General features: G+C 53.7%; 28 protein-coding genes. 14 read left to right on the top strand and 14 right to left on the bottom strand.

Going from position 1 to position 25,857, the window contains the following annotated elements; translation table 11 throughout:
* Positions 1–9: 9 nt before the first annotated feature.
* From L0666_RS08860 to L0666_RS08845, 4 genes are all read right to left on the bottom strand, one after another.
* Positions 10–864, bottom strand: a complete 855-nt coding sequence (locus L0666_RS08860; RefSeq protein ID WP_235260602.1) for an FAD binding domain-containing protein — start codon at positions 862–864, stop codon at positions 10–12.
* A 135-nt stretch (positions 865–999) separates the two neighbouring features.
* Positions 1,000–2,121 (bottom strand): MHYT domain-containing protein, encoded by a 1,122-nt coding sequence (locus L0666_RS08855; RefSeq protein WP_235260588.1) that lies wholly within the window; start codon positions 2,119–2,121, stop codon positions 1,000–1,002.
* Positions 2,122–2,344: 223 nt separating this feature from the next.
* A complete protein-coding gene (locus L0666_RS08850) occupies positions 2,345–2,998 on the bottom strand; it encodes a glutathione S-transferase family protein (protein ID WP_235260579.1) in 654 nt (217 codons plus the stop codon).
* 69 nt (positions 2,999–3,067) lie between these two features.
* A complete protein-coding gene (locus tag L0666_RS08845; protein ID WP_235260577.1) occupies positions 3,068–3,847 on the bottom strand; it encodes a transporter substrate-binding domain-containing protein in 780 nt (259 codons plus the stop codon).
* Positions 3,848–3,989: 142 nt separating this feature from the next.
* On the opposite strand from L0666_RS08845, the gene L0666_RS08840 reads away from it, so the two are divergent.
* Together L0666_RS08840 and L0666_RS08835 are read left to right on the top strand one after the other, a co-directional pair.
* Complete coding sequence (locus L0666_RS08840; protein WP_237693266.1) at positions 3,990–4,730, top strand: amino acid ABC transporter ATP-binding protein; 741 nt, start codon at positions 3,990–3,992, stop codon at positions 4,728–4,730.
* Between the two features lie 10 nt (positions 4,731–4,740).
* Positions 4,741–5,475 (top strand): amino acid ABC transporter permease, encoded by a 735-nt coding sequence (locus L0666_RS08835; protein WP_235261416.1) that lies wholly within the window; start codon positions 4,741–4,743, stop codon positions 5,473–5,475.
* Positions 5,476–5,846: 371 nt separating this feature from the next.
* Here L0666_RS08835 and L0666_RS08830 read toward each other — a convergent pair whose 3' ends face one another.
* The 4 genes from L0666_RS08830 to L0666_RS08815 all read right to left on the bottom strand — a co-directional run bounded on the left by L0666_RS08830 (position 5,847) and on the right by L0666_RS08815 (position 8,935).
* A complete protein-coding gene (locus L0666_RS08830; protein WP_235260575.1) occupies positions 5,847–6,104 on the bottom strand; it encodes an alcohol dehydrogenase catalytic domain-containing protein in 258 nt (85 codons plus the stop codon).
* Positions 6,105–6,376: 272 nt separating this feature from the next.
* Positions 6,377–7,285, bottom strand: a complete 909-nt coding sequence (locus L0666_RS08825; RefSeq protein ID WP_235260573.1) for a 2OG-Fe(II) oxygenase family protein — start codon at positions 7,283–7,285, stop codon at positions 6,377–6,379.
* Between the two features lie 46 nt (positions 7,286–7,331).
* The gene (locus L0666_RS08820) at positions 7,332–8,120 is read right to left on the bottom strand and encodes an SDR family NAD(P)-dependent oxidoreductase (protein WP_235260570.1); all 789 of its coding nucleotides are present in this window, start codon (positions 8,118–8,120) and stop codon (positions 7,332–7,334) included.
* 38 nt (positions 8,121–8,158) lie between these two features.
* Complete coding sequence (locus tag L0666_RS08815) at positions 8,159–8,935, bottom strand: CmcJ/NvfI family oxidoreductase (protein ID WP_235260561.1); 777 nt, start codon at positions 8,933–8,935, stop codon at positions 8,159–8,161.
* A gap of 98 nt (positions 8,936–9,033) precedes the next feature.
* Here L0666_RS08815 and L0666_RS08810 point away from each other — a divergent pair, with 98 nt between their 5' ends.
* The 8 genes from L0666_RS08810 (at position 9,034) to L0666_RS08775 (ending at position 17,111) form a co-directional block, all read left to right on the top strand.
* On the top strand, positions 9,034–9,945 hold the full coding sequence (locus tag L0666_RS08810; RefSeq protein ID WP_235260559.1) for a LysR family transcriptional regulator: 912 nt from the start codon (positions 9,034–9,036) through the stop codon (positions 9,943–9,945).
* Positions 9,946–10,165: 220 nt separating this feature from the next.
* Positions 10,166–11,359 carry a helix-turn-helix domain-containing protein gene (locus tag L0666_RS08805; RefSeq protein ID WP_235260558.1) on the top strand — a complete coding sequence of 398 codons (1,194 nt, stop codon included), beginning with the start codon at positions 10,166–10,168 and terminating at the stop codon, positions 11,357–11,359.
* Positions 11,360–11,603: 244 nt separating this feature from the next.
* Positions 11,604–11,963 (top strand): glycine zipper family protein, encoded by a 360-nt coding sequence (locus L0666_RS08800; RefSeq protein ID WP_235260556.1) that lies wholly within the window; start codon positions 11,604–11,606, stop codon positions 11,961–11,963.
* Positions 11,964–12,197: 234 nt separating this feature from the next.
* Complete coding sequence (locus L0666_RS08795; RefSeq protein ID WP_235260554.1) at positions 12,198–13,082, top strand: SDR family oxidoreductase; 885 nt, start codon at positions 12,198–12,200, stop codon at positions 13,080–13,082.
* Complete coding sequence (locus L0666_RS08790; protein WP_235260551.1) at positions 13,079–13,741, top strand: hypothetical protein; 663 nt, start codon at positions 13,079–13,081, stop codon at positions 13,739–13,741. Before L0666_RS08795 ends, L0666_RS08790 begins: the two co-directional genes overlap by 4 nt.
* 30 nt (positions 13,742–13,771) lie before the next feature.
* A complete protein-coding gene (locus L0666_RS08785; RefSeq protein ID WP_235260549.1) occupies positions 13,772–14,806 on the top strand; it encodes a serine hydrolase domain-containing protein in 1,035 nt (344 codons plus the stop codon).
* 147 nt (positions 14,807–14,953) lie between these two features.
* Complete coding sequence (locus tag L0666_RS08780) at positions 14,954–15,910, top strand: serine hydrolase domain-containing protein (protein ID WP_235260547.1); 957 nt, start codon at positions 14,954–14,956, stop codon at positions 15,908–15,910.
* Positions 15,911–16,139: 229 nt separating this feature from the next.
* Complete coding sequence (locus L0666_RS08775) at positions 16,140–17,111, top strand: zinc transporter ZntB (protein ID WP_235260545.1); 972 nt, start codon at positions 16,140–16,142, stop codon at positions 17,109–17,111.
* A gap of 136 nt (positions 17,112–17,247) precedes the next feature.
* Here L0666_RS08775 and L0666_RS17275 read toward each other — a convergent pair whose 3' ends face one another.
* Positions 17,248–17,379 (bottom strand): hypothetical protein, encoded by a 132-nt coding sequence (locus L0666_RS17275; RefSeq protein WP_272492166.1) that lies wholly within the window; start codon positions 17,377–17,379, stop codon positions 17,248–17,250.
* A 140-nt stretch (positions 17,380–17,519) separates the two neighbouring features.
* On the opposite strand from L0666_RS17275, the gene L0666_RS08770 reads away from it, so the two are divergent.
* Positions 17,520–18,461, top strand: coding sequence for a LysR family transcriptional regulator (locus L0666_RS08770; protein ID WP_235260544.1), 942 nt, complete (start codon positions 17,520–17,522; stop codon positions 18,459–18,461).
* Positions 18,462–18,617: 156 nt separating this feature from the next.
* On the top strand, positions 18,618–19,454 hold the full coding sequence (locus L0666_RS08765) for a DUF481 domain-containing protein (RefSeq protein WP_235260531.1): 837 nt from the start codon (positions 18,618–18,620) through the stop codon (positions 19,452–19,454).
* A 302-nt stretch (positions 19,455–19,756) separates the two neighbouring features.
* On the opposite strand, the gene L0666_RS08760 is transcribed toward L0666_RS08765, so the two are convergent.
* Positions 19,757–20,725 (bottom strand): acyl-CoA desaturase, encoded by a 969-nt coding sequence (locus L0666_RS08760; RefSeq protein ID WP_235260529.1) that lies wholly within the window; start codon positions 20,723–20,725, stop codon positions 19,757–19,759.
* Positions 20,726–20,791: 66 nt separating this feature from the next.
* Here L0666_RS08760 and L0666_RS08755 point away from each other — a divergent pair, with 66 nt between their 5' ends.
* Complete coding sequence (locus L0666_RS08755) at positions 20,792–21,106, top strand: metalloregulator ArsR/SmtB family transcription factor (protein ID WP_235260527.1); 315 nt, start codon at positions 20,792–20,794, stop codon at positions 21,104–21,106.
* 789 nt (positions 21,107–21,895) lie between these two features.
* Entirely contained in the window at positions 21,896–22,435 is a 540-nt protein-coding gene (locus L0666_RS08750) for a hypothetical protein (protein ID WP_235260519.1), read from the top strand.
* 279 nt (positions 22,436–22,714) lie between these two features.
* Here L0666_RS08750 and L0666_RS08745 read toward each other — a convergent pair whose 3' ends face one another.
* Genes L0666_RS08745 through L0666_RS08730 form a run of 4 tightly spaced genes read right to left on the bottom strand, consistent with a single transcriptional unit; the run spans position 22,715 to position 25,852 of the window.
* The gene (locus tag L0666_RS08745) at positions 22,715–23,317 is read right to left on the bottom strand and encodes a 2-hydroxychromene-2-carboxylate isomerase (RefSeq protein WP_272492165.1); all 603 of its coding nucleotides are present in this window, start codon (positions 23,315–23,317) and stop codon (positions 22,715–22,717) included.
* The gene (locus tag L0666_RS08740) at positions 23,304–24,161 is read right to left on the bottom strand and encodes a sulfurtransferase (protein WP_235260509.1); all 858 of its coding nucleotides are present in this window, start codon (positions 24,159–24,161) and stop codon (positions 23,304–23,306) included. The genes L0666_RS08745 and L0666_RS08740 overlap by 14 nt, the downstream gene beginning before the upstream one ends.
* Positions 24,162–24,178: 17 nt before the next feature.
* Positions 24,179–25,294 carry an acyl-CoA dehydrogenase family protein gene (locus tag L0666_RS08735; RefSeq protein WP_235260502.1) on the bottom strand — a complete coding sequence of 372 codons (1,116 nt, stop codon included), beginning with the start codon at positions 25,292–25,294 and terminating at the stop codon, positions 24,179–24,181.
* Between the two features lie 15 nt (positions 25,295–25,309).
* On the bottom strand, positions 25,310–25,852 hold the full coding sequence (locus tag L0666_RS08730) for an OsmC family protein (RefSeq protein ID WP_235260500.1): 543 nt from the start codon (positions 25,850–25,852) through the stop codon (positions 25,310–25,312).
* Positions 25,853–25,857: the final 5 nt, after the last annotated feature.

The following is a 25,857-nucleotide window of genomic DNA, read 5'->3' as shown; positions in this document are numbered from 1 at the left end:
TTTTCTCCCTTACGCCCGTGACCAAGCGCGCGCGATGGCGCGGCCTAGGACGATGCTGGCAGCGTGGCGTTTGAATGCGACGGGGCCGCGGTTGTCTTCTGTTGGATCGATGTCGTCCAGCATGGCGGTGACAGCAGCTTTCACGGCAGCTTCATCACAGGCCGTACCGACAAGAGCCGCGCCCGCGTCTTCGGACCAGACCGGTGTATCGCTAAGGTTGGTCATCGCGATTGAGGCGGCAGAAACTTTGCCACCCTCTTTGGAGATTTGTACGGCGGCCGCAGCCGTCGCATAATCGCCAATCTTACGCTTTTGCTTTTCATAAGCGAAGCCACCGGCGGGGGCTGTAAAGCTCACAGCGGTCAGAACCTCTTCGTCTTCGCGGTCGGTCATATAGGCTGCCTCGTAGAAATCGCGCGCATCAACAACGCGATCCCCGTCAGGGCCAACAAGGTGAAACTGTGCGTTCAGACATTGCATCAAGCCGGGCATGTCGTTGCCAGGATCCCCGTTTGCGACATTGCCACCAACTGTGCCCATATAGCGGACCTGCGGATCAGCAATTTGCAGCGCAGCCTCTTTCATGATGGGCGCGGTTGCTTCCATCTCGGCGGAATTAATAATCTCGTGCTGTGTAACCATCGCACCGATGGTGATGGTACCGTCCGAAATGGCGATCCCGTTCAGGCCGTCAATTGCTTGCAAATCGATAAGATGCGGCACCTCGGCCATCCGCAGCTTCATCATCGGGATAAGGCTGTGCCCACCCGCGATCACCCGCGCATCATCTCCATGTTCTTGAAGCAGGGCGATTACGCCTGCCATGTCTGTCGGCCTGTAGTACTCGAACGCCGCTGGTATCATTGCTTCGCCTCCCGTTTCCGCAATTTAGTTCAGGACGACAGACTGTACGCAGCGGTATGCAGGCGCTTGGGTTAATCAACGAAATGATCTGGTTTTTTCACGAAATGCGCCTGAGGCTGCACGAATTGCGAAACGCTAGATGCCAAGTACGTCTCGAACACCCTTAAGGTGAGAGCGGCTTACCGGGACGGGTGGTAGATGCGGCGCAGCAAAGCGACAAACGCCCGTATCTTTGAGTCGTTCAAAGTCATTCACCTGCGCAGGGTTCACCAAATAACTACGATGAGTCCTGATGAGGCCCGACGCCTCTAGCCGCGTGATCGCCTCGGTAATCGGCCACCCACAAAAGTGCTTTGCGTCTTTGGTAAATACGTTGGTGTAATGCCCTTCGGCTTGAACAAAGGCGACCTGTGCCGGATCTATTAATTTAGTTACGCCGTTGTGCTCGCACGGGATGCGTACGGTCGCTAACGTCGGAGCAGGTACAGGCGGGCTCGCCTTTGAGTCCTGTGCAGCAATAGGTTGCTGTGCCGCCTCACCCGCAGTTGGTGCAAAGAACGTCACGCCCATCCATAAAAACGCCCCGAAGATTACAAAGCTCGAAAGAATAACCCCCATCGCAAGCGTCTCATTGCTCATTACTGGGCCAAATTCATGTAACGTCGGGAGGGCGACAAAATTGGTGCCAGCCATAGCCGCAAAATGTACCGCACTGACGGCCGACCCAAAGCACAGCGTTCCCAATAAGATGTTGCGATTGGTCCGTCGGCCATACGCAATCCAGAACGCGGCAATGCAAAGGCCCACAGCGGAAACGACAGCCAATAGAATTCCAAGTGGTGTATATACTGCGCGGCACAATTGAAGGCCCGCCATTCCGACATAATGCATCGCCAGTATGCCGCATCCAACCAACGCGCCCGCAGCAGACAAAGTAAAAGGCGTTCGTTCCCGAAAATGCAACAACAGCAAAGCGGTGCCAACGATCAGGATTGCCAGCAAAGCCGACGCTAACGTGATCGCCGCATCATAAAAGAATAGGATCGGCATCTGAATACCAAGCATTGCCACGAAATGCATGGACCAAATGCCGCCACCTAATGCGATCGCTGACATTGCGATCGACACTTTCCTACGCGCCACACTTTTCGTTGAAAGATCTTTGGACAGGGTCAAACCCGTGAAGCCAGCGACAAGGGCAACAACAATCGACGCAATGACAAGCGCAGTATTATGTTGGACGTCTAAAAATTCCATCCTGATTGATGGCATCAAATTTCGAACAAATCAATTCGGTAAGATTTGGTTTCAACTTAACCTTGCACCATTGGCTTATCGTGCTGAAGTCTACTGATGCAGGACGCGAAAGAACTGTTCCAACTTTCGCGGCGCCTTCGCGCCCCTAGAATGGCTACGATGGACCATGAGCCTGCTGTCGTCGGCTTCTATTCTGCGATCGGTACCGTCAACACTTATTTGCCTAAAGCGACGGCCGCTTTGCCTTCTCTAGGTAAGTATCCATCGCCGCCTGATATTGGGTCAGTTCTTGTTCAACCGCTGTATGGCTCCGCAGCCGCGCGTCATAGGTCAAAACCGTATCCGGCCAATCAATGGGCAAGTCGAGCGCTACTTCAAACGCTTTGATCCATGCGAAAGTCACAGCAAACCCACAATCGCACATCCAAAGGGTTTTTGTGTCCAGCGGATCTGTTTCGAGGAACAATGCCAGCGATTGTAAATGCTTTGAGATCGCGGCCCCGCCCGCTTTGACAGCCTCTGGATCGCGGCCCTCATAGGCGACTTGAGGATAGATCGCCCGCACGGCTGGTTCCAAACGGGTATCATGCAGGCGGCTTTTTTCGCGGGCTTTGGCGCGTAGGTTGATCGTGTCAGGAAGCATCGGCGTATCTGGGAACGCCTCTTCGATATATTCTGCAATTGCTTCGGAATCTGCCAGTATCAGATCGCCACGGACCATGGCGGGTAAATTACCCGAAGGCACCAGCGATTTGTATTCCGCCGACCCATAGCCACCAGGCGGAGGTAGCTCTGTAAAGGGAACGCCTTTGTGCCGTAACAAGATGCGTAACTTGGCGTTGTAAACCGAAACGGGTACTGCGTAGATCGTCAGCATCTAAGGGTCCTTTATTAAAAAGGCCGCCCGCTGGACAGCGGGCGGCTCTGTTTTCAAAACGCGTGTGGCTTATTCAGCAAGCAGTTGCCATTTAACACCGAGCTCTTCGAAAAAGCCCTGTTCCTGCTTTAGCGTGATCCATGTGTTCACGTAGTTGATCCAGACCTGATCATCTTGCGGCAAAAGCATCGCGATCGGAGTTGGAGAGCGCGCTTCTGCAACGGGAACGATCATCAGTTGTTCGTACTGGGCGACCAATTGGTTGGCTTCAACGTTCGATGTGATGTTTGCATCAGCACGGCCCGCAAGTACCTCTTGGAAGTCCCGTGCAGGGGCTTCGACGATCCGGTGTTCTGCATCAGGAAAGTACTGTCGAACCTGCGTCTCTTGGGTTGTACCCAATGTTGCGGCAACAGAGACATCGGGGTCATTGAGATCGTCCCAAGATGTGAACCGCTCTGCGTTTTCGCGCAATGTCAGTGGCACCGTCGCCAATGAGAAATAGCTGTCGGAATAACCGGCCGCTTTGGCTCGTGCCGGTGATACGGATGCGGATCCGGTGATATGATATTGACCTGCAGTGACACCACTGACCAGTGTCTTCCAATCTGTAGGCACGAATTCGACTTCCACTCCCAGATCGGCGGCAAGTTCGGTCATTACGTCGATGTCATAGCCAACATAGGAATTGGTCGCGACATCGCGCATTGTCATTGGGTTCCAATCGCCTGTCGTGCCAACCTTTAGCACGCCTTCGCTCAGGATTTCATTTAGCGCGGATTGCGCTGTTGCTGATACTGCGCTTGTTGCCAACAAAACGGTCGTTGCGGCGATCTTAAAAAATTTCATGGGTGTTCCCTTTTGGAGTAGCGTTCCACATCTAGTTTGCCAGTTGTTCGCAACAATGCAAATGTTGACGCTGGTGCTTTCACCCTATCTCAAGGCCCCGCCATCCGGAAAAGGAAATTCCATGACGAATACTGCCGCGCCTATGATCGAACCTGTGATCAAGATGCGCGATGTTTCTAAGTTTTACGGGGATTTCCAAGCGCTTAAGTCCGTCAATCTTGATGTTTCACAGGGTGAACGCATGGTCATCTGCGGCCCATCGGGCTCGGGGAAATCGACCTTGATCCGCTGTATTAACCGTCTTGAGGCGCATGAGAGCGGTCAAATTAACGTCAACGGGGTAGAGTTGACAGATGATTCAGAAAGTCATGACAAGATTCGCGGCGCCGTGGGAATGGTGTTCCAACAGTTCAATCTGTTCCCCCATCTAACCGTTCTCCAAAACCTGACCCTTGGTCCCCGTCGTGTTTTAGGTCTGTCCGACACAGAGGCCGATGAGCGGGCCATGACTTATCTGGAACGGGTGCGCATCCCCGATCAGGCCGATAAATATCCCCGCCAATTGTCGGGCGGTCAGCAACAGCGTGTGGCGATTGCCCGCGCGTTATGCATGGAATCCAAGATACTGCTTTTTGATGAGCCAACCTCTGCCCTTGACCCTGAAATGATCGCCGAGGTCTTGGACGTGATGACCGAACTCGCCTCATCGGGGATGACAATGATCGTAGTGACACACGAAATGGGCTTTGCGCGTAAAGTGGCCGATACGATGGTCTTTATGGATCAAGGTGAGATCGTCGAGGTCGGCCCCCCTGATCAAGTTTTCACCGCACCAAAGTCGCAACGCTTTGCGACGTTCCTCAAACAAATTCTGCAACACTGAGATGTCCCGCATGAAATGTATCGCTATACTTGCAACCTTTTTGCTGCTGGCTGGATGCTCGGGGAACTGGGGTTGGTATGTGGTTGATCCAACCACACCCAAGGGCTTGATCAACCTCAAGTTCATGCTGTCAGGGATGTATTACACGATCTTACTATCCGTCACGGCAATCTCGATTTCTGTGGTTTTGGGGCTTCTGGTTGCCTTACCGGGATTATCCGAAAAGAAAGGCTGGCGCAGGTTCAATCGCACTTACGTAGAAATCGTGCGCGCCGTACCGATCCTTGTCCTGATTTTATGGGTCTACTACGGACTCCCTGCGCTGTCGGGTATTACATTGAACGTTTTCTGGGCGGGTGTTTTGGCCTTGGCGTTGTCGGACAGCGCGTTTCAAGCCGAGATTTTCCGTGGGGGCATCCAATCCATCTCACGCGGACAATACGAAGCGGCGAAGTCAGTGTCGTTGAACTATCGCGACACAATGCGTTTTGTGATCCTACCGCAAGCAATTCGACGTATCTTGCCTGCTTTGGGAAATCAGTTGGTTTACATGCTGAAGATGTCGTCGCTCGTATCCGTCATCGGGATGCAAGAATTAACCCGCAAAGCCAATGAACTCTCGGTCTCAGAATACCGGCCCTTGGAAATCTATACGGTACTCGTGCTCGAATATCTTGTACTGATCCTTGTTGTGTCGGCCTTTGTTCGACGTCTCGAGCGAAGGATGCAAGCGGCCGAAGCATGAGCGTTGTCGATGACCTAGACAAAACCCAAGGCCCGTTTCTTTCGCATTAACGAGCACATGCAATGCATGCGGTTTTCGGGATACTGTCACCTACATTGTATGGCCCAATCGCGATCAATTGAGGGCCGATGGTAACCGTTGAACATTGCTTAAAAAACTACCGGACCTCAAAATTCGCCACGCTTAGACTTCGACGACGACCTTGCCGATCGCCTGTCCACTTGTCAGGCGGTGATGCCAACCAATGGGATGGCCACAGCTTCGCGCATCGAGATCGACTTTGGCTTGTGCGCAATCAACGTTGCATCAGCCAGCATAAACTCGGCCAATGCGCCTTGCAAATCTGCCAAACCACCCGCGCAGCCGTAAACTTAATCGCCTACGGCAAAACCGGTCCCCCCTTCGCCCACGACGTCGACAACACCGGCGAAATCCATGCGAAGAACCGCAGGAAGCGCAGGTGAAAGTGGCAGATCGCTCCCCATCGCGCGGATCGTCCTATCAACAGTGTTTACGCTGCTTACGGCAACGCGAACCAAAACATGGCCGGGCGTCGCGACTGGTTTTGGCAGGTCAGTTAGCTCGAATTTTGCCTTCTCGCCGTAGGTTGTAATTGTCGTGGCTCCCATTGGGGCAACTCCTAAATGTGTTTGTTAACCCCTCAGAGGTACTATTTGAAAACCGGGTAAATTGACCCTCTGATACGGTGCTGAGAAAGCAAACTCGCCCAAGCCGCCGCTCGAAAAGCGCATCCAAGAGTAAAACCGCTGCAGTACCGAGAGGATGTATCGCACTAAGGTCACGAGCAGAAAGCTCGAAGAGATCATTGCAAAAATCTACGTCGAGCGCAGGCACATCGAAGGGCGGATCTCACCGCCCTTCCAGTTGCTCATAGCGCGATCTAAAACGGTGCGAAGCCATCACTTTGCGTAGTCGGCACGGACCAACGTTCGCGGGGATCGAGTATGGTTTCACCGCCGCCAAACCGAGGCACTTGACCATCATCGCCATAAAGCCACAGAACAAAGTTCGACCGCTCGCCTTCTGTAATTGGCATGGATTCATGAGCCACGCTGCCGTGGTGGATCAATGCCGTACCGGGGGCGAATGTCAGTTCGCTGACCTTACGGGTATCGCGATCAAAGAACCGCACGCCGGAGCCTGAGAAGTCTTCACCTGGTAGGTTGAGGTTGATGTTCAACGTAACAGAAGACGCGTCCGTGTGGGCGCGCAAGGATGTGTCGGCATCTGCCTGCCACTGGATCGAAAACCCGAACGTCTGCGTATCAAAGCCCACGATATCAGGAAACAAAAGCCTCGAGATCGGGCGCATGTAGGCGTCCATCAAACCGCGATAAAACGTCTGGAAGTTCGGCGCACCGAGGTGCCCTTCAGACCGTTCATCAAGCATGGCCCCGCCACGGTTCAGCGAGATTCCATAGGGCGGGCGCAGCGGAATCTCCGCATCGGCTACGTCCTCAAGATAATCGCGCAGGACGTTCAGGCGCTGAGGATCAAAAAACTGGGTTTTGTATACGCCGGGGAACACTTCCTCCCACAGGTCTTTTACAGCACCTTCTTTGGTGGGGTCTTCCCAGGCTTGTTCAACAGCGGCGCGCAATTTGGGGTCATAAAGGCTGCTGTCCAGAACGGCAGTTTGACCAGTGCTGTCTTCCCATTCCTTCCAAGCCTCTTTGAACAGTTCCTTGTTTTGGTTCCAGAACTGCTGGACCGAAAATGTGCGTTGCAGCATTTCATCACGGGTCGGGCGTTCAATCGCGCGGGCGCGGTCTAGGGAATTGGTTTGCATTTTAATTACTCCGGATATGGGGCGCATGCCCCTTTGTTGATTGGAACTAGCTCAGCGCGGTGACAGCGTCGGTAATGCCTTGCATCACGCCCATCACATGGCCGTCGTCCATTGCGGCGGGGTGAGGCTGTGCAAAACGCTGGCTGTCGTTGTCGAAATACTTGCCTGTGGCTGTCTCAAAGGACGCACCCAATGCAGCTTCCCGCAGGATGTTTGCGCCGATGCTCAGATCGTTGCCCGAAATGCCATAGCCTTCTTTCACCATTTTGGAGGCCAACAGCGAACCGGGGTTCACCGCGATAACCGCAGGCCCATCGGGGAGTTCTTTGGCCAATTCTTGTGTCCAGATCGTAATGGCCAACTTACTTTGGGCGTAAGCGGCCGAGTCACCGATAGGTTTGCGCCCAAGCAATGCCGCAACATCAATTGGCGCTTGTGCGGCGGATGACAGGTTAACAATCCGCCCATCCTTGGCGATGATCGGCAGCAAAGCGCGAGTAAGAACGTAGGGCGCAATCGTATTGACCATAAACCGCAGATCAAAGCCGTCCTTTGTGACGGTATTCGGTGCCTTGAGAACACCGGCGTTGTTAATAACGACGTCAAGCTGGTCGTGATTGTTGCGGATGTCTGCGGCGAGCGCTTGGACGTCCGCCATGCGTGACAGATCGGCAGTGTAGACCTGCGTGTTGCCGCCGACCTTTTGTGCGGCCGCTGCAAGTTTTTCAGCGCTGCGGCCGTGCAGCAATATGGTGTGGCCCTCAGCTGCAAGGTTTTGCGCGGTGAGAAGGCCGATGCCGTCGGTGGCCCCTGTAATAAGAATGGTCTTGGTCATTTGATTTTCTTTCGTTTTTTACGCGGGCGGTGGGGTACTCAGTACCGAACCAGCGTCCGGCTCTCGATGCTTTGGCGCACGGTTTGGATGTTCGGATCTTCGACCATGTCCAACGCGCTATGCCCGATAGAGGGGCGACCCTTGTTGTCGTAAATATTGAAGTAGGCGACATCGTCCGGCGTCATCTTTGATCTGTAAATCCATCGATGATCCGGGTTCGCCGCCAGGCCTAAGATTTGCCCCTTGCGATCCGGATAAATCAGATCGAGCAAAATCCAGTCACGTTTTTCAACGCTGTCCGGCAGGATGAAGCCAAGCGGGGCTGAATTGATCGGCGCGCCCACTGGCCGCCAGACGTTGACGAAGGCGTAGTGGCCTTTGGCCCATTCCGCCGCTGTTTCTTCACCCAGAACGTCGATGAGCCGTTGTTTGGCCCCATTCAGGCTATAGTCGCTATGCACATTGCGTGCGGGTTTTCGGGCGGCATCTGGGTCATCGGTGCGCAGGGTATGATCGAAAATGATGACTTCTTTGGCATCAATTTCGGCGGTCAGAAGCGTGGTCAGTTCGGCATCATATGTGTGCTGCCAATCCGGGCCATCAAAGGCGCGAACTTTCGTCGGAGAGGTCGTAAACCCGACAGAGGCTTCTTCGAACGTTGTGCTGGCACCGACGGCGCGTTCGTCGAAGACTTGCACCTGTGTCGGCGCAAGCTCTGGCGCGATGAGATTGCCAACAATCCCGCCCGCGTCCAATTCAAACGCCTGTCGTTCCGGCTTATGGACATGGTAGTTCACTGTCGCTGTCTGGGTCATGAGAGCCTCCGTTCTTCAACTTGACCCTAGACATATCAGTCTGGAAAAATATAAAAACTGGGTGAAATTGATTTCAGTATTTCGAAAAAGGATATAATTTGGACACCCAAAGCCTGCGTCTTTTTGTGCTCGCGTGTGAAAAGCTCAACATCAGTGCGGCGGGTCGCGCGCTGGGTATGGCACCTGCTGTGGCGAGTACGCGCATTGCGAAGTTGGAGCATTTCTTGGGGGCGGATCTTTTGCACCGCTCAACACGTAAAGTGTCCCTATCGATAGAGGGTCAAGATTTCCTGCCCTATGCCCGAGAAATGATCGCGCAAGAAGAAGCCGCACTTGCGGCGCTCGGCAAAGGTCGCACACAGATCAGCGGCACGTTGCGCTTTGCCGCACCCAGTTCATTCGCGCAGCTCTATATTGCGCCTCTGTTGCCGAAGTTCATCGACCTCTACCCCGACCTGACGCTGGATCTGCATCTATCCGATACACAGTTTGACCTGATTGAGGGCAGCTACGACCTCGCCCTGCGCAACTCGGTCCTTGAGGACAGCACCCTAACGGCACGCAAACTTGCGGATGACCAGCGCATTCTCTGCGCGTCACCGGATTATCTAGACCGAAATGGCACGCCAAAAATACCGGAAGACTTACATTCACACCGTTTGATTGCCTTTCGCGATATCGAGCCAAGGGGGCTTATCAAAACCGATGGAACCACTGCCGTCTACAACCCGAAACGCGCTGCGCATCGACTGCTCCTGAATGACGGCATGACGCAAAAGAAATTGACGGTCGACGGCGTGGGCATTTCCATCAATTCTCTTTGGTCGGTCCACAAAGAACTGGCCGACGGGACGCTCATTCGGGTGTTGGAGGAATATCATATGGCCGACACGCCCGCCCTGTGGTTGATCTACCCCAAAAGCAACGTGGTTTCTGCCAAGGTGCGCGTTTTCATAGATTTCTTGATCGAGAATATTGGCCGCGCCCAAACGTGGCATGGGGTGGCTTAAGTGTTCACCACCCTTTCGGTTCTCGACGACATATGATCCGGCAATGACTGTAAAGCGGACGTAGCAGACGTCTGCTTTACCTGACCGGATGTCTGCTCTCAGTCTTGACGTCGGCAGCCGTCGAAAACCAATTTAAGTTCATGTCGCTTGCGCTGCGCCTATCGCGGCTTCCTTGAAATTCCGGCGCAAACGTTACAAGGATTTCATGTGAGGTCTATTGATGATGGAAATTCGCGCAGGTCTTTATTGGGAACATCTGGGTGTCGCAGGCGCGCTGGCAGTATCGGTATTCGTGCTTCTGGGTTTGATGCTCAGACTGCGCGACACTAGCCCGCCCCGTATGCATATCTGGGCGATGATCGCGTTTTTCACGGTTAACATCAGCGACGGCCTAAATTCCTTTGCCTATTCGGACACATTCAATGGCCCTCCTGCGCTCTATCGGTGGAATGATGTCATCATTCCGGGCTTCATGGTCGCGCTCTACTTCTATGTTCGAGCGCTCACCAGCGCGGCGCCCAAGCTGGTCCGGGCCGATCTGGTCCATCTTGTGCCCTTTCTCACCGGGTTACTTTGCCTCGCCCCAGCCCTCATCTTACCGGGAGAGGTGCGGCTTGGCCTCGCGCCTGACGACATCACAGACGGGCACCAAACGCTCATCGACACAGGCGAGACGGCGTTTTGGATCCTGTGGGTCATCATCCTTATTGTGTACGGCGCAATCTGCATCCGGCGGCTGATCCTGCACAAACGGAATATTCGCGACGTGTTCTCAGACCTCGAAGGTAAGACCCTGCGCTGGCTTGACGGCTTGGTGGCAACGATCCTGATCATCGCGCTCATCGTTATTGCTGACGAGATTGGACAACTTCTGGGTCAGCGCCCCATTCGGGACGGCATCTGGTCATTGTTCTTCGACGTGGTCATGCCGGTTTCCTTCGGCATCTTTGCCTTGCGGGCGAATCCGCCCCTTCCGGAGTGGACCGAAGCGGTTCTTGAAGATGCACTTGTGCCGAACGAGCCCACCCAGCAAGGCAAACCATACTCCCGTTATGCTCGCTCGGGGCTTACGGAGGCGGACATGAACCGCTACGCCGCGCGGCTAGAAAAGCGAATGGCGGACGGACAGCTTTGGCGCGATCATGGCCTGAACTTGCGCGGCCTAGCCGCCGAGATCGCCATCCCACCCATTCACCTATCAGAGGTTCTCAACACCAAAATCGGCATGTCGTTCTATGACTACGTGAACCAATGCCGCATCCGTGATGCTTGCAACTTGCTGATCAATAGCAATGACACAATCATTGAAATCAGCGAAGCCGTCGGCTTCAACGCAAAGTCGACCTTCAACACCAGTTTCAAGAAGGTCACCGATCAAACTCCGTCCCAGTGGCGAACCACCCACAAGCCATGACTGTGCCGTGGGCGTTCTGATCCACTGGCTGAACGCGCTGGATACCACAATTCGCCTCTATCCAAGCTCCTGGATTTTAAGGCATTTGACTCTTGGAGGTTCGATCCAGCTTGTTCGAACGTGCGGGCAAGCTTGTCCGGTCGAAGCAGGCGCAAGACGTGCCCTATTTCTTTTTACATCGCCAATGAAGCGCTGGGGACTGACCAGCAAAAGCGGCGCCAAAATGTTAAAAAGGAACTAACCTATGAAATATCTAATCGTAATTCCTGCTGTTCTTGCAGTCACGGCCTGCGCAGACAGCGGGGCAAATTATCGGCCCATCTTAGACGGTCAGCCTTCGGCAGCCTTCCAAGCTGATCTGGCTGCCTGCCAAACCCTCGCCCGCAACCAGAACCAGTTTGATCAGGAAACCTTCGGTGCCGCCGCCATGGGGGCAGGTGCCGGCGCTGTTCTGGGCGAAGTTGATGACGGGGGTGACGCTCTGGGTGGTGCAATTGTCGGCGCGCTCGCCGGAGGAGCTGCTGGTGCGGTCAATGCCAATGAACGGCGGGAAGCCATCGTTCTCAAATGCTTGCGTGGCCGTGGCCACCGGGTTGTTGGATAGGGGAAAGCTCATGGCAAACATCGTTCGCCTTCGCGCGCATCGCTTCGAGGCGCTCTATCAACTCCTCACTGGGGTAGCTCATACAGAGCTACCCCAACCTTACTCCGGATCGGATCACCTGAGAAAAGACGTCGGACTGCCACCGCAAGCCAACAGCAGTCTGACCTTCACTCACGTTGGAAAATTCCGAACCGATCCGTTTGATCGCTAGCCGCAGCATCGGAGGCATGAACAATGAAAAGCGTCTTCATCGCAGGGGCGACTGGCTATCTCGGCCGATTTCTGTGCAAAGAGTACCAGTCTCGCGGCTGGCATGTGACGGCCTTGGCTCGAAATAGCAGCCATCACGGTGACTTGGCCGCAGATCGGGTCATTGAAGCGGAAGCCACTTGGCCTGAGTCCTTGTCGGGAACGATGGAAGGCATTGATTTGGTGGTCTCTGCATTGGGGATCACGCGCCAAACGGACGGGGTCGGGTATTGGGATGTGGACTATCAGGCCAATGTGAACCTGATGGAAGAAGCGCTGCACAGCCAGGTTGCGCGTTTTGTTTTCGTTCATGTTCTCAACGCGGATCGCATGGAACATGTGCCTTTGGTCGCGGCCAAAGCGGCCTTTGTTCGCAAACTTCAAACGTCTGACATCCAATCGACGGTCATCGCGCCCACCGGATACTTTTCTGACATGGCCGATTTCCTGACAATGGCGAAGGCAGGCCGCGTCTGGCTGTTCGGCAACGGGCAACACAGGATCAACCCAATCCACGGCGCTGATCTAGCCGCAGCGATTTTCAACGCCGTTGAAGACGGTGCCGCTTGGGCTAACATCGGCGGGCCAGAAACCTTGACCCAAAGGGACCTCGCCAGACTTTGCTTTGACGTTTTGGAGAAACAGCCTCGCATCACATATCTGCCGGACATCCTCCGCCGTCTCGCGCTGCGGCTTCTGCCTCGGGTTGCACCTCGCCGTATTGCCGGGCCGGCCCAGTTCTTTCTAACGGCGGGAGGGATGAATATGACCGCGCCGCCGTCTGGGACACGCAGACTGGCGGATCATTTTGAATCATTGCTGGTTCAGGAACGCCGATCCTCGAACGAACCTATTGGAGACGACCCATGAAACTTCAAACCATCGGAGGCCTCGCGGGCCTCACCTGTGCCGCTACTTATATGTTCGGCTTTGCCCTTCTGGTCACGGTGCTCGCACCTTTGGGTTTCGGGACAGGTAGCATCGACGCACGGGCTGTCGTTGGATTTATTGAGGGCAATGCTGGGCTGCTGATCCTGTGGAATAGCGTCATCTATATCGTGAATGCGCTGGCTTTGGCCGTTTTGGTTGTCTCCATTCAGACACGACTACGCGCAAACACACCAGATTGGGCGGCTGTAACCTTCGCCCTTGGCCTCATCTGGGCGACCCTTGTGATTGGGGCTGGTATGATTGCCAATGTCGCGGTGGAACGGGCAGCCCTTCTCGCGCCCACCGATTTCGAACGCGCTGTGACACTTTGGGAAACCTTGCACGCCGTCGAATTGGGCCTGGGCGGCGGCAACGAAATCGCCGGGGGAGTCTGGATTGGCGGTGTGAGCATCGCCGGATGGATCGGCCGCAGCCTTGGCAAAATGACCGTTGGCCTCGGCCTGTTGACCGGTGCAGGTGGGTTGCTGACACTGATCCCAGTCCTTGGTGACACGGCAGGCGCCGTCTTTGGGCTCGGGGCGATTGCATGGTTCATCGCCATTGGCCTGACGCTCATCCTGCAGCCAAACAACGCCTGATAGGCGTCGAGGAACGAAAGGAACAGATCAATGACCCTCGACCAGGACCTGCAAGCCTTGATCGAAAAGGAATGCAACAAGGCCCACACTCATGCGCTAATCCTCCGCGTTCAATCCGGCGATGGCCATGTCGATTTCAAAGGCAGTGCCGGTGATGCCATGCCCGACACAGGCTTTCCAATTGCGAGCATCGCCAAGATGTTCACCGCAACGCTGATTATGCAACTGGCCGAAGAGGGCCAAATCGAGCTGGATCAGATGGTTCAGAACATCCTGACGGATGTCGACCTTTCTGGTCTGCATGTGGTGAAGGACATGGACTATGGCGCAAGCTTAACTATCCGACATCTCCTCCATCAAACCTCGGGCCTGGCTGACTATTACGAAAGCGATTTGGCATCGGATTTGAAGGCGGGCCGTGATCGCAGCTATGGGCTGAAGGACGTGCTACAGATGACGCGCGCCTTGCCGCCCCAAGCCGCGCCAGATAGCGGGCGATCCTACTATTCCGACACGAATTTCCAGCTTCTGGGAGCGGTGATCGAGCGCGTGACCGACAAGAGCTTTGATGAGATGCTTAAGACCCGTATCTGCGCGCCGCTTGGGCTGACGCAAACCGGGGTATTGGATGGCACGGATGTTGGCCTTCCCGTCTACCATGAAGACAGGATGCTCAATATTCCGCGGATCCTGGCCAGCATGGGACCAGATGGTGGCATCATCTCAACCTTGGACGAGATGATGATCTTCTTGCGCGCCTTTATGCAAAACCAGCTATTCCAGCCCCAGACGGCCGCGCAAATGCGCCAGTGGAACAAGCTCTTTTTTCCTATGCAATATGGCTACGGCTTGATGCGGATAAAGCTGCCGCTATGGACGACCTTGTTTCGCGCAACGCCCGAACTGGTCGGGCATTCCGGTGCCAGCGGGTCCTTTGCCTATTATGCGCCGGAACCGGATATCTACCTGATCGGAACCTTCAACCAAACTGACGCGCCACGTCGTCCCATTGGCTTCATGTTCGAAGTGCTGCGCATGATCGCAAAACATGAGGGCTCACGATGAAGATGGCTTTGAAATGGTTCGCCAGACTTTTGAACCGATGACGCCATGACTGATCAAGCATCGCAGCTCCGCGGCATGATGGAGCCCTATAAAGGGCCTCGGCACACAGTCGTGGCGTTTCACTTGAGAGACAGCAGGTGCAACATCGTGGGATCGGGTCCAAACGAGACAGGGGCGCCGTGGAACGACCTCATCTTCGAGATTGGCTCGATCACCAAAGTCTTCACCGCCATTTTGCTGTGCGTGCTGGTCGAAGAGGGAAGAATTGACCCGTGCGCGCCCCTTGCCGAGATGTCAGACATGTTCAAGGATGTGCCGCACTCGATCACGGCAGAGCGTTTGGCCTCTCACACCAGTGGCCTGCCTAACATCTACGTTCCTATCTGGAAGGCCCTGTTCCAACAGCAGCCTGAAGGCCCCTATGCGAACTTCACACGGACGGATTTGCTTGACTGGCTGCAGAAGTGGCGGGGCAAAGACCGCGGCACCCATTTGCGCCACAGTTATTCAAACCTTGGGTATGGGCTACTGGGAGAGGCGATGTCGATTACGATGGGCGAACCTTTCACCGAATTGCTGGCTGCCAAGGTGATCCACCCACTCGGCCTTTGCGACACAACGGGTGAAATGAGTGACGAGCAGCGCACGCGTTTCATGCAGCCAAGATATACAAACGGAAGGCCTGCTACGCCTTGGACCTTCGACGCTCTGGCTGGCGCCGGTATCTTACGGTCTTCGGCTCGCGACCTTGCTCGGTTTTCCGATGCGGTGATCCGGGCCTGCAACGCGCCAGAAACGCCGCTGGATCGCGCCATCTTGCGTTCAACCGAGCCACATATCGGCTTGGGCCCTCGTGGGAGCATAGAACCGACGGCGCAATGTCATGGGTGGTTGTCGGTGAGGCAGGACATAGCGAACCCGAAGATCATCCTCGCCAATGGCGGAACCGCCGGTTCGACCTGCGCACTCTATGTTTGTCCCCACCGCGCGCAGGTCATCTGCGTACTTTCCAACAATGGCGTTGCTGCAAATCTCTGGGCCAGCACCAAGCTGAGTTGGTCGAGCCCGATCCGGCATGCGAAAGTCATTCTGGCGGGACCTTAGTCGCCAAAGATGACATTCGTACAGATCGCAGCATTTGTCACTTTGGGTTCATAGCGGCCATTCTCCGCACCGCGGCGCCGCTTTTCATTTCACTTAGTCTGGTAACCTCTTGCTGGCCTGGTCATCGGATGCTTTGCAAAGCACAGATAAGCCATTTCTTAACCAATTCTTGCTTCAAAATAGGCAAATGCCATATGCGTGAAAACAGCTGTCTATTGTAGGATATAAAATGCCTGAAGAAGACCCAAAACCAATCTGTGCTTTTGCCGTTTCGGCTGATGGCTTGCCTAAAGCGATCCCACTACCAAAAGACTTGAAAGAACATTCAGCATCAGCTGGTTACATTTGGCTACACTTTGACGCGACGGACGTTGCGCTTGAAAAATGGCTAACCCGTCAGCTGCCCGTAACGGTTGTGAGTGCGCTGATCCAAGCGGAAACGCGGCCAAGGTGCGACCGAATTGAAGGCGGGCTGATCCTAAACTTGCGGGGAGTAAATTTGAATCCCGGCGCGGATGCTGACGATATGGTTTCTGTACGGTTATGGGTAACTGAAGGCTTGATCATCAGCGCCCGCGTTCGCAAAATTTGGGCTGTTGACGCGATCCGACAGCAAATGGTTTCTGGTAAGGCACCGGCTACAGTTTCCGCTTTTTTGGCCGAGCTCGCTTTCGGCCTGACGAAACGGATCGAACAGGTGTCTCTTGAACTAGTAGAAAATACCGACGCACTGGAGGAGGAGGCACTACAAGCCTCATCAACCTTAGTGTCGGTTCTCGCGGGATTGCGACACAGCGTGATCAAATTGAGGCGGTTTGTCCGACCGCAAAGCCAAGCGATCTCTGAGCTCAGCAATGGTCGAGCTTGGCCGCTCGATCCGCACTACGCGGGCCTTTTGCAAGAGGCAGCCAATCAAAGCCTACGTACTATGGAAGAACTCGATTCAACTTCAGACCGTTTGCAGGCGATACAGGATCAGCTCGATGTGATGCATGCATCGGCCTTGGGGCGAAACAGCTATGTACTATCTGTTGTGGCTGCAATTTTCCTCCCGCTTGGCTTTTTGACGGGCCTGTTCGGGATCAATGTTGGCGGCATGCCGGGTGTAGAAGCGGCCTATGGGTTCTGGGTGGTTACGGTTGGATCAATTCTAATCGGTCTAATTTTATTCCTAGCTTTCAGATACCTGAAATGGCTTTGAGTGCGTCCTACTTTCAGCCGAGCATTTATCAGCGAAGCTACACCGCACGATCGTAACGGCGCTGGCACCGGACAGAAAAGCCTGATGCAATCTCTCATTGGATCAGGCTTCTGTTTTTGCGACGGATAGAGGCCAATCAGTCGCCGCCCACCTGACGGGCGACAAATTTTCCAGCGCCCCAAACGTCGCTCACTACGCCTTGTGCTGTGCCACATGCCGAAGTGAAGGTCAGTGCCGCGAATACGGCGATCATCAGTGTCTTATTCATTGTTCTTCTCCCAAAGAAGTAAGGCCCAGTATCGGGCGCTGACGAAAGATTTAGGGCGCAACCACCCATAAGTGAAATTCAAAATAATTGTGTTTAGAGTGAGTATTTGTTAAGCTTGGCAAAGCATCGCAGGGAAACCCATGGACATTTCATTGCTTAAAACCTTCCTCGAAGTGGCCGCCACTGGGTCCTTTGTGAATGCAGCGGACCGTTTGTTCGTCACCCAATCCGCTGTTTCCTTGCGCATTGGCCGCCTCGAAGACACGCTGGGAAAGCCGCTGTTCACCCGTAGCCGCGCAGGGGCGGAACTCACGGCGGCTGGGCGTGAATTTGAACGTTACGCCTTGTCGATGATCCGCATCTGGGAGGAAGCCCGCCAGCAGGTCGCCATTCCAGAAGGGTTCACGCGGTCGCTGACCATTGGCGCACAGTATTCCCTTTGGCCGCGCCTTGGGTTTCGTTGGCTGGACCGATTGGAAGAGGCCGCCCCCGATCTCAATATCCGCACCGAGCTGGGCATGCCCGATCGCCTGATGCGGTTCCTGATCGAAGGGGTGATGCATGTGGGACTAATGTATATGCCACAGCTGCGCCCGGGTCTTGAGGCGCAAAAGGTCATGGACGAAGAACTGGTGCTCGTATCTTCGGTCAGGGGCACGACGATGGACACGATTGAACCTTTGTATGTGTTTGTCGATTGGGGTTCTGAATTTATCAGCGCCCATGCTCTGGCCTTGCCAAACTTGACCAATACCGGCCTTAGCTTTGGATTGGGCGCGATGGTGGCGGAATACATCAAGAACCGCGAAGCCGCCGCCTTCCTGCCCGCCCGCTACGTCAAAACCTACCTCGACTCAGGCGAGTTGTATCTCGTGCCAGAGGCGCCGCGGTTCCCCTATCCGATCTGGGCTGTATGGCGCGAAGACCTTGATGCAGAGCTGCGCCAGCTGGCGCAATCCGAACTTGTCGCCACTGCCAAGGCCGCAGATGTCGAAAGTCATGCGGTTGTTGACCGGTTGCGGGATCTAAACGATGGCGAAGATATTGAAGTGCTTGGTGAAAATACACAACTTGATACATAAGAAAAACTCTTCTTAAGAATAATTATTTTGAATTTCACTAATACATAAGCGAGTCCTATCTCTCCCTCAGCAGAAATGCTCCCGCCTCGATGAACGGCACTGATTGTCAGTCCGAATAGAGGTCTGGGTCACCTTCTTTGGGAAAGGAAGACCACTATGAACACGAATACATTCATTGCCGCGCTCGTCGCTGGCTTCGCTGCATCCTCCGTTGCCGCTCAAACAACAGCTTTCGACAACGTAGGCGCTGCGGAAACCGCAGTTGACGACCTGCAGGAACAAATGGAAGACGATCAGGACCGCGATCTAAGCGCGTTCGGCACCGAAGGCCGCGAAATTGGCGACTACGGCTCGGTTGCTCTGCGTTACACTGCGACGTCCAACGATGGAGACACTTCCAACGACCTCGGTGTTGGCCTGCGTTACGGTTGGTTTGATGGCGTGAACGGCATCGACACAAACGCGTCCTACGTCTACGGCGAAGAGAACGGAACAATCACAGAAAACACTCTGTTGGCTGGCGTCGACTACCGGCGTAACCTGTCTGATCGGGTCTTTGCCTACGGCCAAGCCGACCTCTCAATTGACAAGCAAACAACAACTGCGGACGAATACACTCAAGACATCTTTGCTGGGGTCGGTGTGGGTTACCGGATCTTCAACAGCGCTGACACTCAATGGTCCGTGCAAGCTGGTCCCGGTTATCGTGCTGCCGAAGTTGTTGGTGGCGCCAAAGTCAACGAAGCTGCGGCCTCTGTGTCGTCTAACCTTTTCGTGAGCCTGACAGACAGCGTCTATCTGACCAACGATACCGATGTGATCTACTCGGAATTTGCGACAACTATTGCCAATGACTTGGCACTGAACGTCGCACTGACTGACACAATGGCTCTGCGGACATCCTATGCTACGCGGTTCAACGATCTGACCGACAACAGCTTCTCTGATGGCGAAAACACACTCGGTGTGTCCGTGGTTTACAACTTCAACTAAGTCGCGGGTTTGCATTCCCAAGTGGGTCTGACCCTCGCAGTCCCACGCGAGTTGACGGACAGGGGCGGAGCAATCCGCCCCTTTTTGCGCCACTTCGCATCCCACCACCGCTTCCCCTCGCAGCGCGGCGCATTACGGTCGAAACAATCACGCCTTCGGTACACCTAACGGTGGGCATAAACAGATCAGAAGTAATACGAATCTGACGGGCTTTTTGCGGCCTTTCGTTCTTATCGCGGCAAACGTCAGCTTGGAGCCCTGAGTCACATATGCTGCGGGCCGTACATATGCCCCCTTTTTGGTTAACCTGTGATTTCAACAATCCGCTTGTTGAGGCCTTTTATTGATGGTTCCGACGTAACGAATTCTTTTCTTTCAACCCTTGTGAGACCATCACGTTCGGGTTGGTCTGTTGGCCCAAGAATTGCGTCTGCTAAACCAAGAGTCTCGAGCGCTTTGATAAACCAAAAGCCTGGATCAAGCTGTCCCTTCTCAATGCCAAGCTTCGCCGAATGCGGGAATGCATGATGGTTGGAATGCCAGTTTTCTCCAAAAGTAACCAACCCAAGGCCCCGCAGGTTAAAACCTTGAACCGGCAAGCCTTCGACGGTCCATCCTTGATGCCCGGTTTTGTGTGCAAAGTGACCGACGAGCCAATGACCATTCAGCGAAACCGCAACACGCAAGCAAACTCCCCATAGCACAAAATCAATGCCGCCAAGGCTGAAGAGCGGCACAGCGACAAAGAGCTGCTGCGCCATCCAGTGGCGCTCCATCCAACGATAGACAGGGTCATTTGCGATCTCGGCCTCAATTTCAAAATGTGGGGGATTATCGAGATCGAACCGGCAATGCATCTGCCACCATGCGTCACGCCAAAAACCCGCACCATGGCTTGGGTGTGGAGGACAAACAGACTGGCGCTGGTGCCAGTCACGCATGTCATGAGCGCGGATCATACCAAACGGCCCCGCCATACCAACAAGCGTTCCAAGCCAAACGAGAGTGTATTCCAGCCACTTAGGCGTATGAAATGACTTGTGAATAAGGAGCCTATGCATACCGACCGAATGGCCAGCGCAAACTGTGATTGCTGTTGTTGCGAGGAACAACATGAATCCGCTCCAACTTGGGACCAAGACGATTGCAATTATGCCCCCTGCGATCATGCTGAGAAGCCAAATTGACTTCAGTGCGTCCCAATAAATGGTGCCCTGCACCGCGTTGGTTTGGCTGTTGGGAAACACACGATCCGTAGCATGCAAGTACATCTTGAAACTCCCAAGAATAAGGAATACATTGTTAGATATATAACTAATAAGTTAAAAGGTGAATTCATGTCAAGCCCTGACAAAGTGTTTGAAGCGTTAGCGTCAACCACGCGGCGCCGGATACTGGCGTATCTCTCTGAGGGACCATTGACTGCTGGCGTCGTTGCTGAACGCTTTGATATGTCGCAACCCGCTATTTCTAAGCACCTTTCGATCCTAGAATCTGCGGACCTTATTTGGAAGAAGCGAGAAGGTCAGTTTGTGAAGTACGGAATGCAGGCTGATAATCTCGGCGGAACTTTAGCAAAGTTCATCCAGGAAGTCTGCCCACCGAGCCGCGCGTTGAAAGCAGAGCGACGTGCAGAGAACGACTCGGATTGAGCGGAATATGATATCTACAGCAGCTTAAGCGATCATTAGAAATTTCAAGCAGGCCGCAAATCACAAATTTTGAAAAACGGGGCAAAGTTGCCTCGAAGTTGGAGAATTTTCCCTGCAATTTCAATGTCTGTCCGTCGTCAGAGTTTTTGGAACCAATGGCTACCCAAACGACGAGAGAGTTTGGCCGATCTGGTTGGTTTGATTATGCGGCGCGTTGTCTGTGATGCAAGCGTCCCGTTTCGAATGTCTTTCGTTTGATCCTTTCCCGTTGCTTTCAATTGATTTGAGCTATGCGTGTTCAAACGGAGTGAGCGTCGGTCCGTTCCACAAAAAAACAGCGGCTAAACTCTCTGCGATATGGGTTTCGGTTTCTTGCTCATGGTGGAAACGCGGGCGTAGGCAAATGTCCTGAGTATGGTGCTATAGTCAAGAAATCGGTGCCCGTACGTGTATGGATGTTCTTAAACGCGTCAAGTTAAGTTTCGGAAATGGGGTCGGAGGGGGGCGAAAGGCAATCTTTTAGAACACCAGGGAACTTTCAAGAAAATGTTGCATGACAGGCCAGGTGGGTATGGCGAAACAAACCGAGCTTTTTTGTCTCTGGGAAGCCCAACTATCTAAGGAACATATGTTTTGCGGAAAGAGGAACCTTTTCTAGACGGATTACGAGAACTGGTCGGTGCTTCAATCTCCTAGAGGTTCTAAATTTTTTGATTACTTTATTCGTGAGGGATATATTCGTGAGTGATAATCGGCAAAAAATTTGTGGTCATTTAAAGGGATCTAAAGATGAGACGGTTTCCCGAGACAATCGCTGGTTTGTTCGCCGCCGTACAGCTTTTAATCGGCTGCACGCAAGTTGCCTCTATCGCGAATAATAACAACTCAGATAGTTTTAACGAATGTTCAGGCAAGGACGGATTCATTCAAGCTCAATACGAATTCTATGAACCTTGGATGGATGAATATTCAATTTGGGTAAGGCAAATTGAGGCGGAGGTTCCAGTACTTGAAGTTGGCGGAAAAATATTTTCACTTTCGGCTGATAACCTGGCTGTCGTTCAGATTTATAGAGGTTCGACACGCTGTATATTCGAGATCGAAACTGCTACTTTTCAGGTGTCTTCATTAGGGCTTTATTTGAGTACGTTTACAGTGGGTGCTCTATCGCCTGCAGCTGAAGCGCAGATCAGAAACTTGAGATCGTCAATAGCAAGTGGAACTCTAGACGCGGCGATACACCTAAGTGCAAGCATCTATGATGATCGCGGCGCTCGCAACGCAATCAGTTTTTTGATCTTGGATGGTGAATTTTTTTCTTTAAATTAAGGTAGTAGAATTTATGACAACTTTTGTTGACGGAACTGGGTTTGGGCCGTGAGCGACCTTGCCCGAACTGGCTAAGTCGGTGGATGCGGCGTATGTCAGCTTTGAGCCCACTTTACCGCATTTCTGCATCGCAACTAAAGTCCGCTTCGAGAACATGGAGCGTCGATAACCGACAATTGTGTATCATAGCTGGCCTGAAGCGTTTTACCGCCTAGGGTGGGGTAGTGAATTTTGAAGCCGTAGAGCATATCTCCGAGGTCGGAGTATCTGACTGTGATCCTATTTCGAGAGATCGCTATGTAAAAAATCTAGTCTGTCTTGGCCGAAAAACCAGTTCTGGTCGACGACATAAGTTGGGGAGCCGAAGATACCTAACGAGATGGCGTCTTCGGTTTCTTTTTGACTTATATTTTTAATTTGGGGCGTTTCCGATTTGTCCAAAACACTTTCAGCATCCAGCCCGACCCCAATCAGACCTTTGCGCAGATCGCTTTCTAACGCGATGTTAAGGTCCTTTTCCCAAACAGCCGAGAGAATGGCCCCTGTCACCTTACCTTGATCAATTCCCAAGGCCCCTGCGGCCACAATAACCGAGCAAGCAAGCTCCATCGGGACCGGCCAAAAAGCGGGCGTGGTATTGATTGGCACTCCTAGCTCCTCGGCCCAACGCGCCATATCTGCCTTTCGATGGGTTTGGCGCACCTGAGGGTATTTCGCAGGTGGAAATGACCCGGCGGCGGCAAAAACCTTGAGCATATTGAGCGGATGATACCGAACCAGCGCCCCAGCTCCTGCGGCAATCTCCAAGAGCCGAGCATGCCCGAGGTAGGCATAACCCGACATTGGTGCAAAATAGTAATCTATGATCTTAGGCGCTGGCAAAGGGCAGTCCTTCGTCAATCGGTAGAGACATATCGCGCGACCATTCGTTCCACGATCCGAAGTAGATGCGCACGTCTTTCACGCCCGCTTCTTTCAGGGCCAGAAACGTGTTGGACGCCCGCGCGCCCTTAAAGCAATACAAGTAGACTGGCGTTTCGGTCGTGATCCCGACCGACGCGCATTCTGCAAGGACCTCATCCGCAGATTTCATCATCGGACCGTCCGCTGTTGGTTTCATCATTCGGTACCATTCAATCCAAACAGCGCCTGGAATACGACCCTTACGGGGGCAGAAATCTGGACCGTACGGGGACGAGCTTGTAGCGACCCATTCATCCACGTCGCGCACATCCAAGAGAGCCACATCTGGTGCCTCAAGGGCGTCTTTCATGTCTTCAACGGTCAACATCAGCGACGCCGCATCGGGATCGATGTTAAAGGACGACGGTGCAGGCGATATAGCATCGGTCGTTACGGGCATTTCAGCCGCAACCCATGCAGCGAAACCTCCGTGCAGTACTTTTATGTTAAGGTAACCAAGATAACTAAGGAGAAAATACCCGCGACAAGATTGGCCAAATCCGGTGTTCATGGACTCCTCGTAGATGACGGCGGTCTTTGTGCCATCAAGGCCCGCGGCCCCAAAAGCGTCTGCGAATTTTTGGGTTAGCTCGGTCATGCCCGCAGCATCCGAAGTCGCAAGATAGGTGAAAATATCATGCAAGTTCACAGCGCCGGAAATATGGCCGGCAGCAAAGGCTTCAGGCGCGCGCGTGTCGATAACGACGATGTCGTCGTCCGACATTTCGGCAAGCTCAGCAGGAGAAATAAGAACAGAGGTCATTAGGTTTCCTTTCTAGTTTAAGCGGCAGGCAGGTCTGCCAGCATTTTACGAAGTTGTTTGGTCGCTGGTGTTACAACGGCGATGAAATAACTTTCGCGCAGACGTCGCTGGGCTTCACCTTGGCTGACAAAGCCCCGCGCGCCGCAATGGAGCATGGCGAAATGCGCAGCCTCGGTTGACGCCTCGCCACCACGCAGTCGGGCGGTGACAACACGGCGGAAATACGAGATGGACGTATCATAGGGCGTCTTGGCAAGTTCCATGATCTCATCCTCAAGCTCATCCAGAAGCGCTTGGAAATCTTCGGGTTGTTTTTCGAGGTATTTGTTCACATGCCCTAGAGGCCCGCCCACTTGCTCCATCAAAGCAATCGAGCTGCGGATCATCCCCAAAGCCATACCCGTCTGCATAAGAACGAAACCGGGGCGGATTTTTTGAAGGTAGCCATCGATCGGATCTGACAGCACAAAAGTATCTTCTATCAGTGCATCGCGAAATTGGACGGTCCGGGTGGCCGTACCAGCCATTGACATAAAGTCGTGATCGAGAGCAGTTTTCACACCGGTCTGGTCGCCGCGCGCCACTGCCATAATGTGTTTAACTTGCGCTCCATCTTCAACAGAAAACACTATACCGAAATAGCCATCCTCACCAACATTGGACACCCAAGGTAAAGCGCCCTTCACACGGTAACCACCGTCAACCCGTGTGCCTTTCAGGCGCATCTTTTCGATCCCGAAGAACGTTTTCATCGGGTTGGACAGCCCCGTCCCCCCAAGCGCTTCGCCACGGGCCACTTTCGGCAAAAGCGTTGCCTTCAGGGCCGCGTTGTCAGACGAGCCGACGTACCAAGCCAGTGCATTCTGACACCACATGCAAAATGCGGTTGAGATACAATGCTCGCCCGCGCGCGCAATGGCTTGGATCGTTTGACCCATGTCCATATCTTCCGCGCCAATCTCAGGTGCCACGTGGCTGCCATAGGCCCCCGCCGTCCCAAAGGCACGCATAATGTCTTCAGGATATAGCCCTGCATCAATCTCGCGCGTCAAAGGTTTTAAGTCATTGGTGGCGACCGCATCAACGCGGGTCAGCATGGCTGATGGGTCAGCTATTCTTTCCTGTAGAGTCATTGCGGTCTCCCTTGTTTATATCGTCTCAGCGATCATGTTCACGGGGCGTGAAAAGGTGTTGAAAACAGGCGAATATTTGATGACATGGGCTACCAGTTCATCGACAACGGTTTTGTCCACACCGTCACATTCCATGTCCACCTTGATGCGCACGTCTGTGAAGCCAATGGGTTTGGCCTCATTCAGATCGCCTGTGCCCCAGACGGCGGTGATATTCAGATCACCTTCCAGTTCCAGCTCAAGCTTATTGACGGTCATGCCCCGATAGACAGCATTTGCATGCAGGCCAACGGCCACGCAGGAACCGAGCGCGGCCAATGAGGCCTCTGATGGGTTGGGCGCTGTATCATCGCCCAGCAAACCCGGGGGTTCGTCGACGATGTAGGGTTCCAGATTTCGAATGAAGTTAGCGTGGCGGAATTTGCCTTCGGCCACGGTTTTGCATTTCAAGGTCTTGATGACCTCTGGATTAGCTTTGCCGTTCTCAATCAGGGTCTCAAGACCTGTCTTGTCGATCGGCGCAAGGCAACCCGTAAGGGCGGTTGCTGGTTCTGACATCTAAT

The organism is Octadecabacter algicola (assembly GCF_021532625.1).
Lineage (GTDB): Bacteria > Pseudomonadota > Alphaproteobacteria > Rhodobacterales > Rhodobacteraceae > Octadecabacter > Octadecabacter algicola.
The sequence above is the reverse complement of the archived record's forward strand: the minus strand, read 5'-3'. Positions and strand labels throughout refer to the sequence as shown.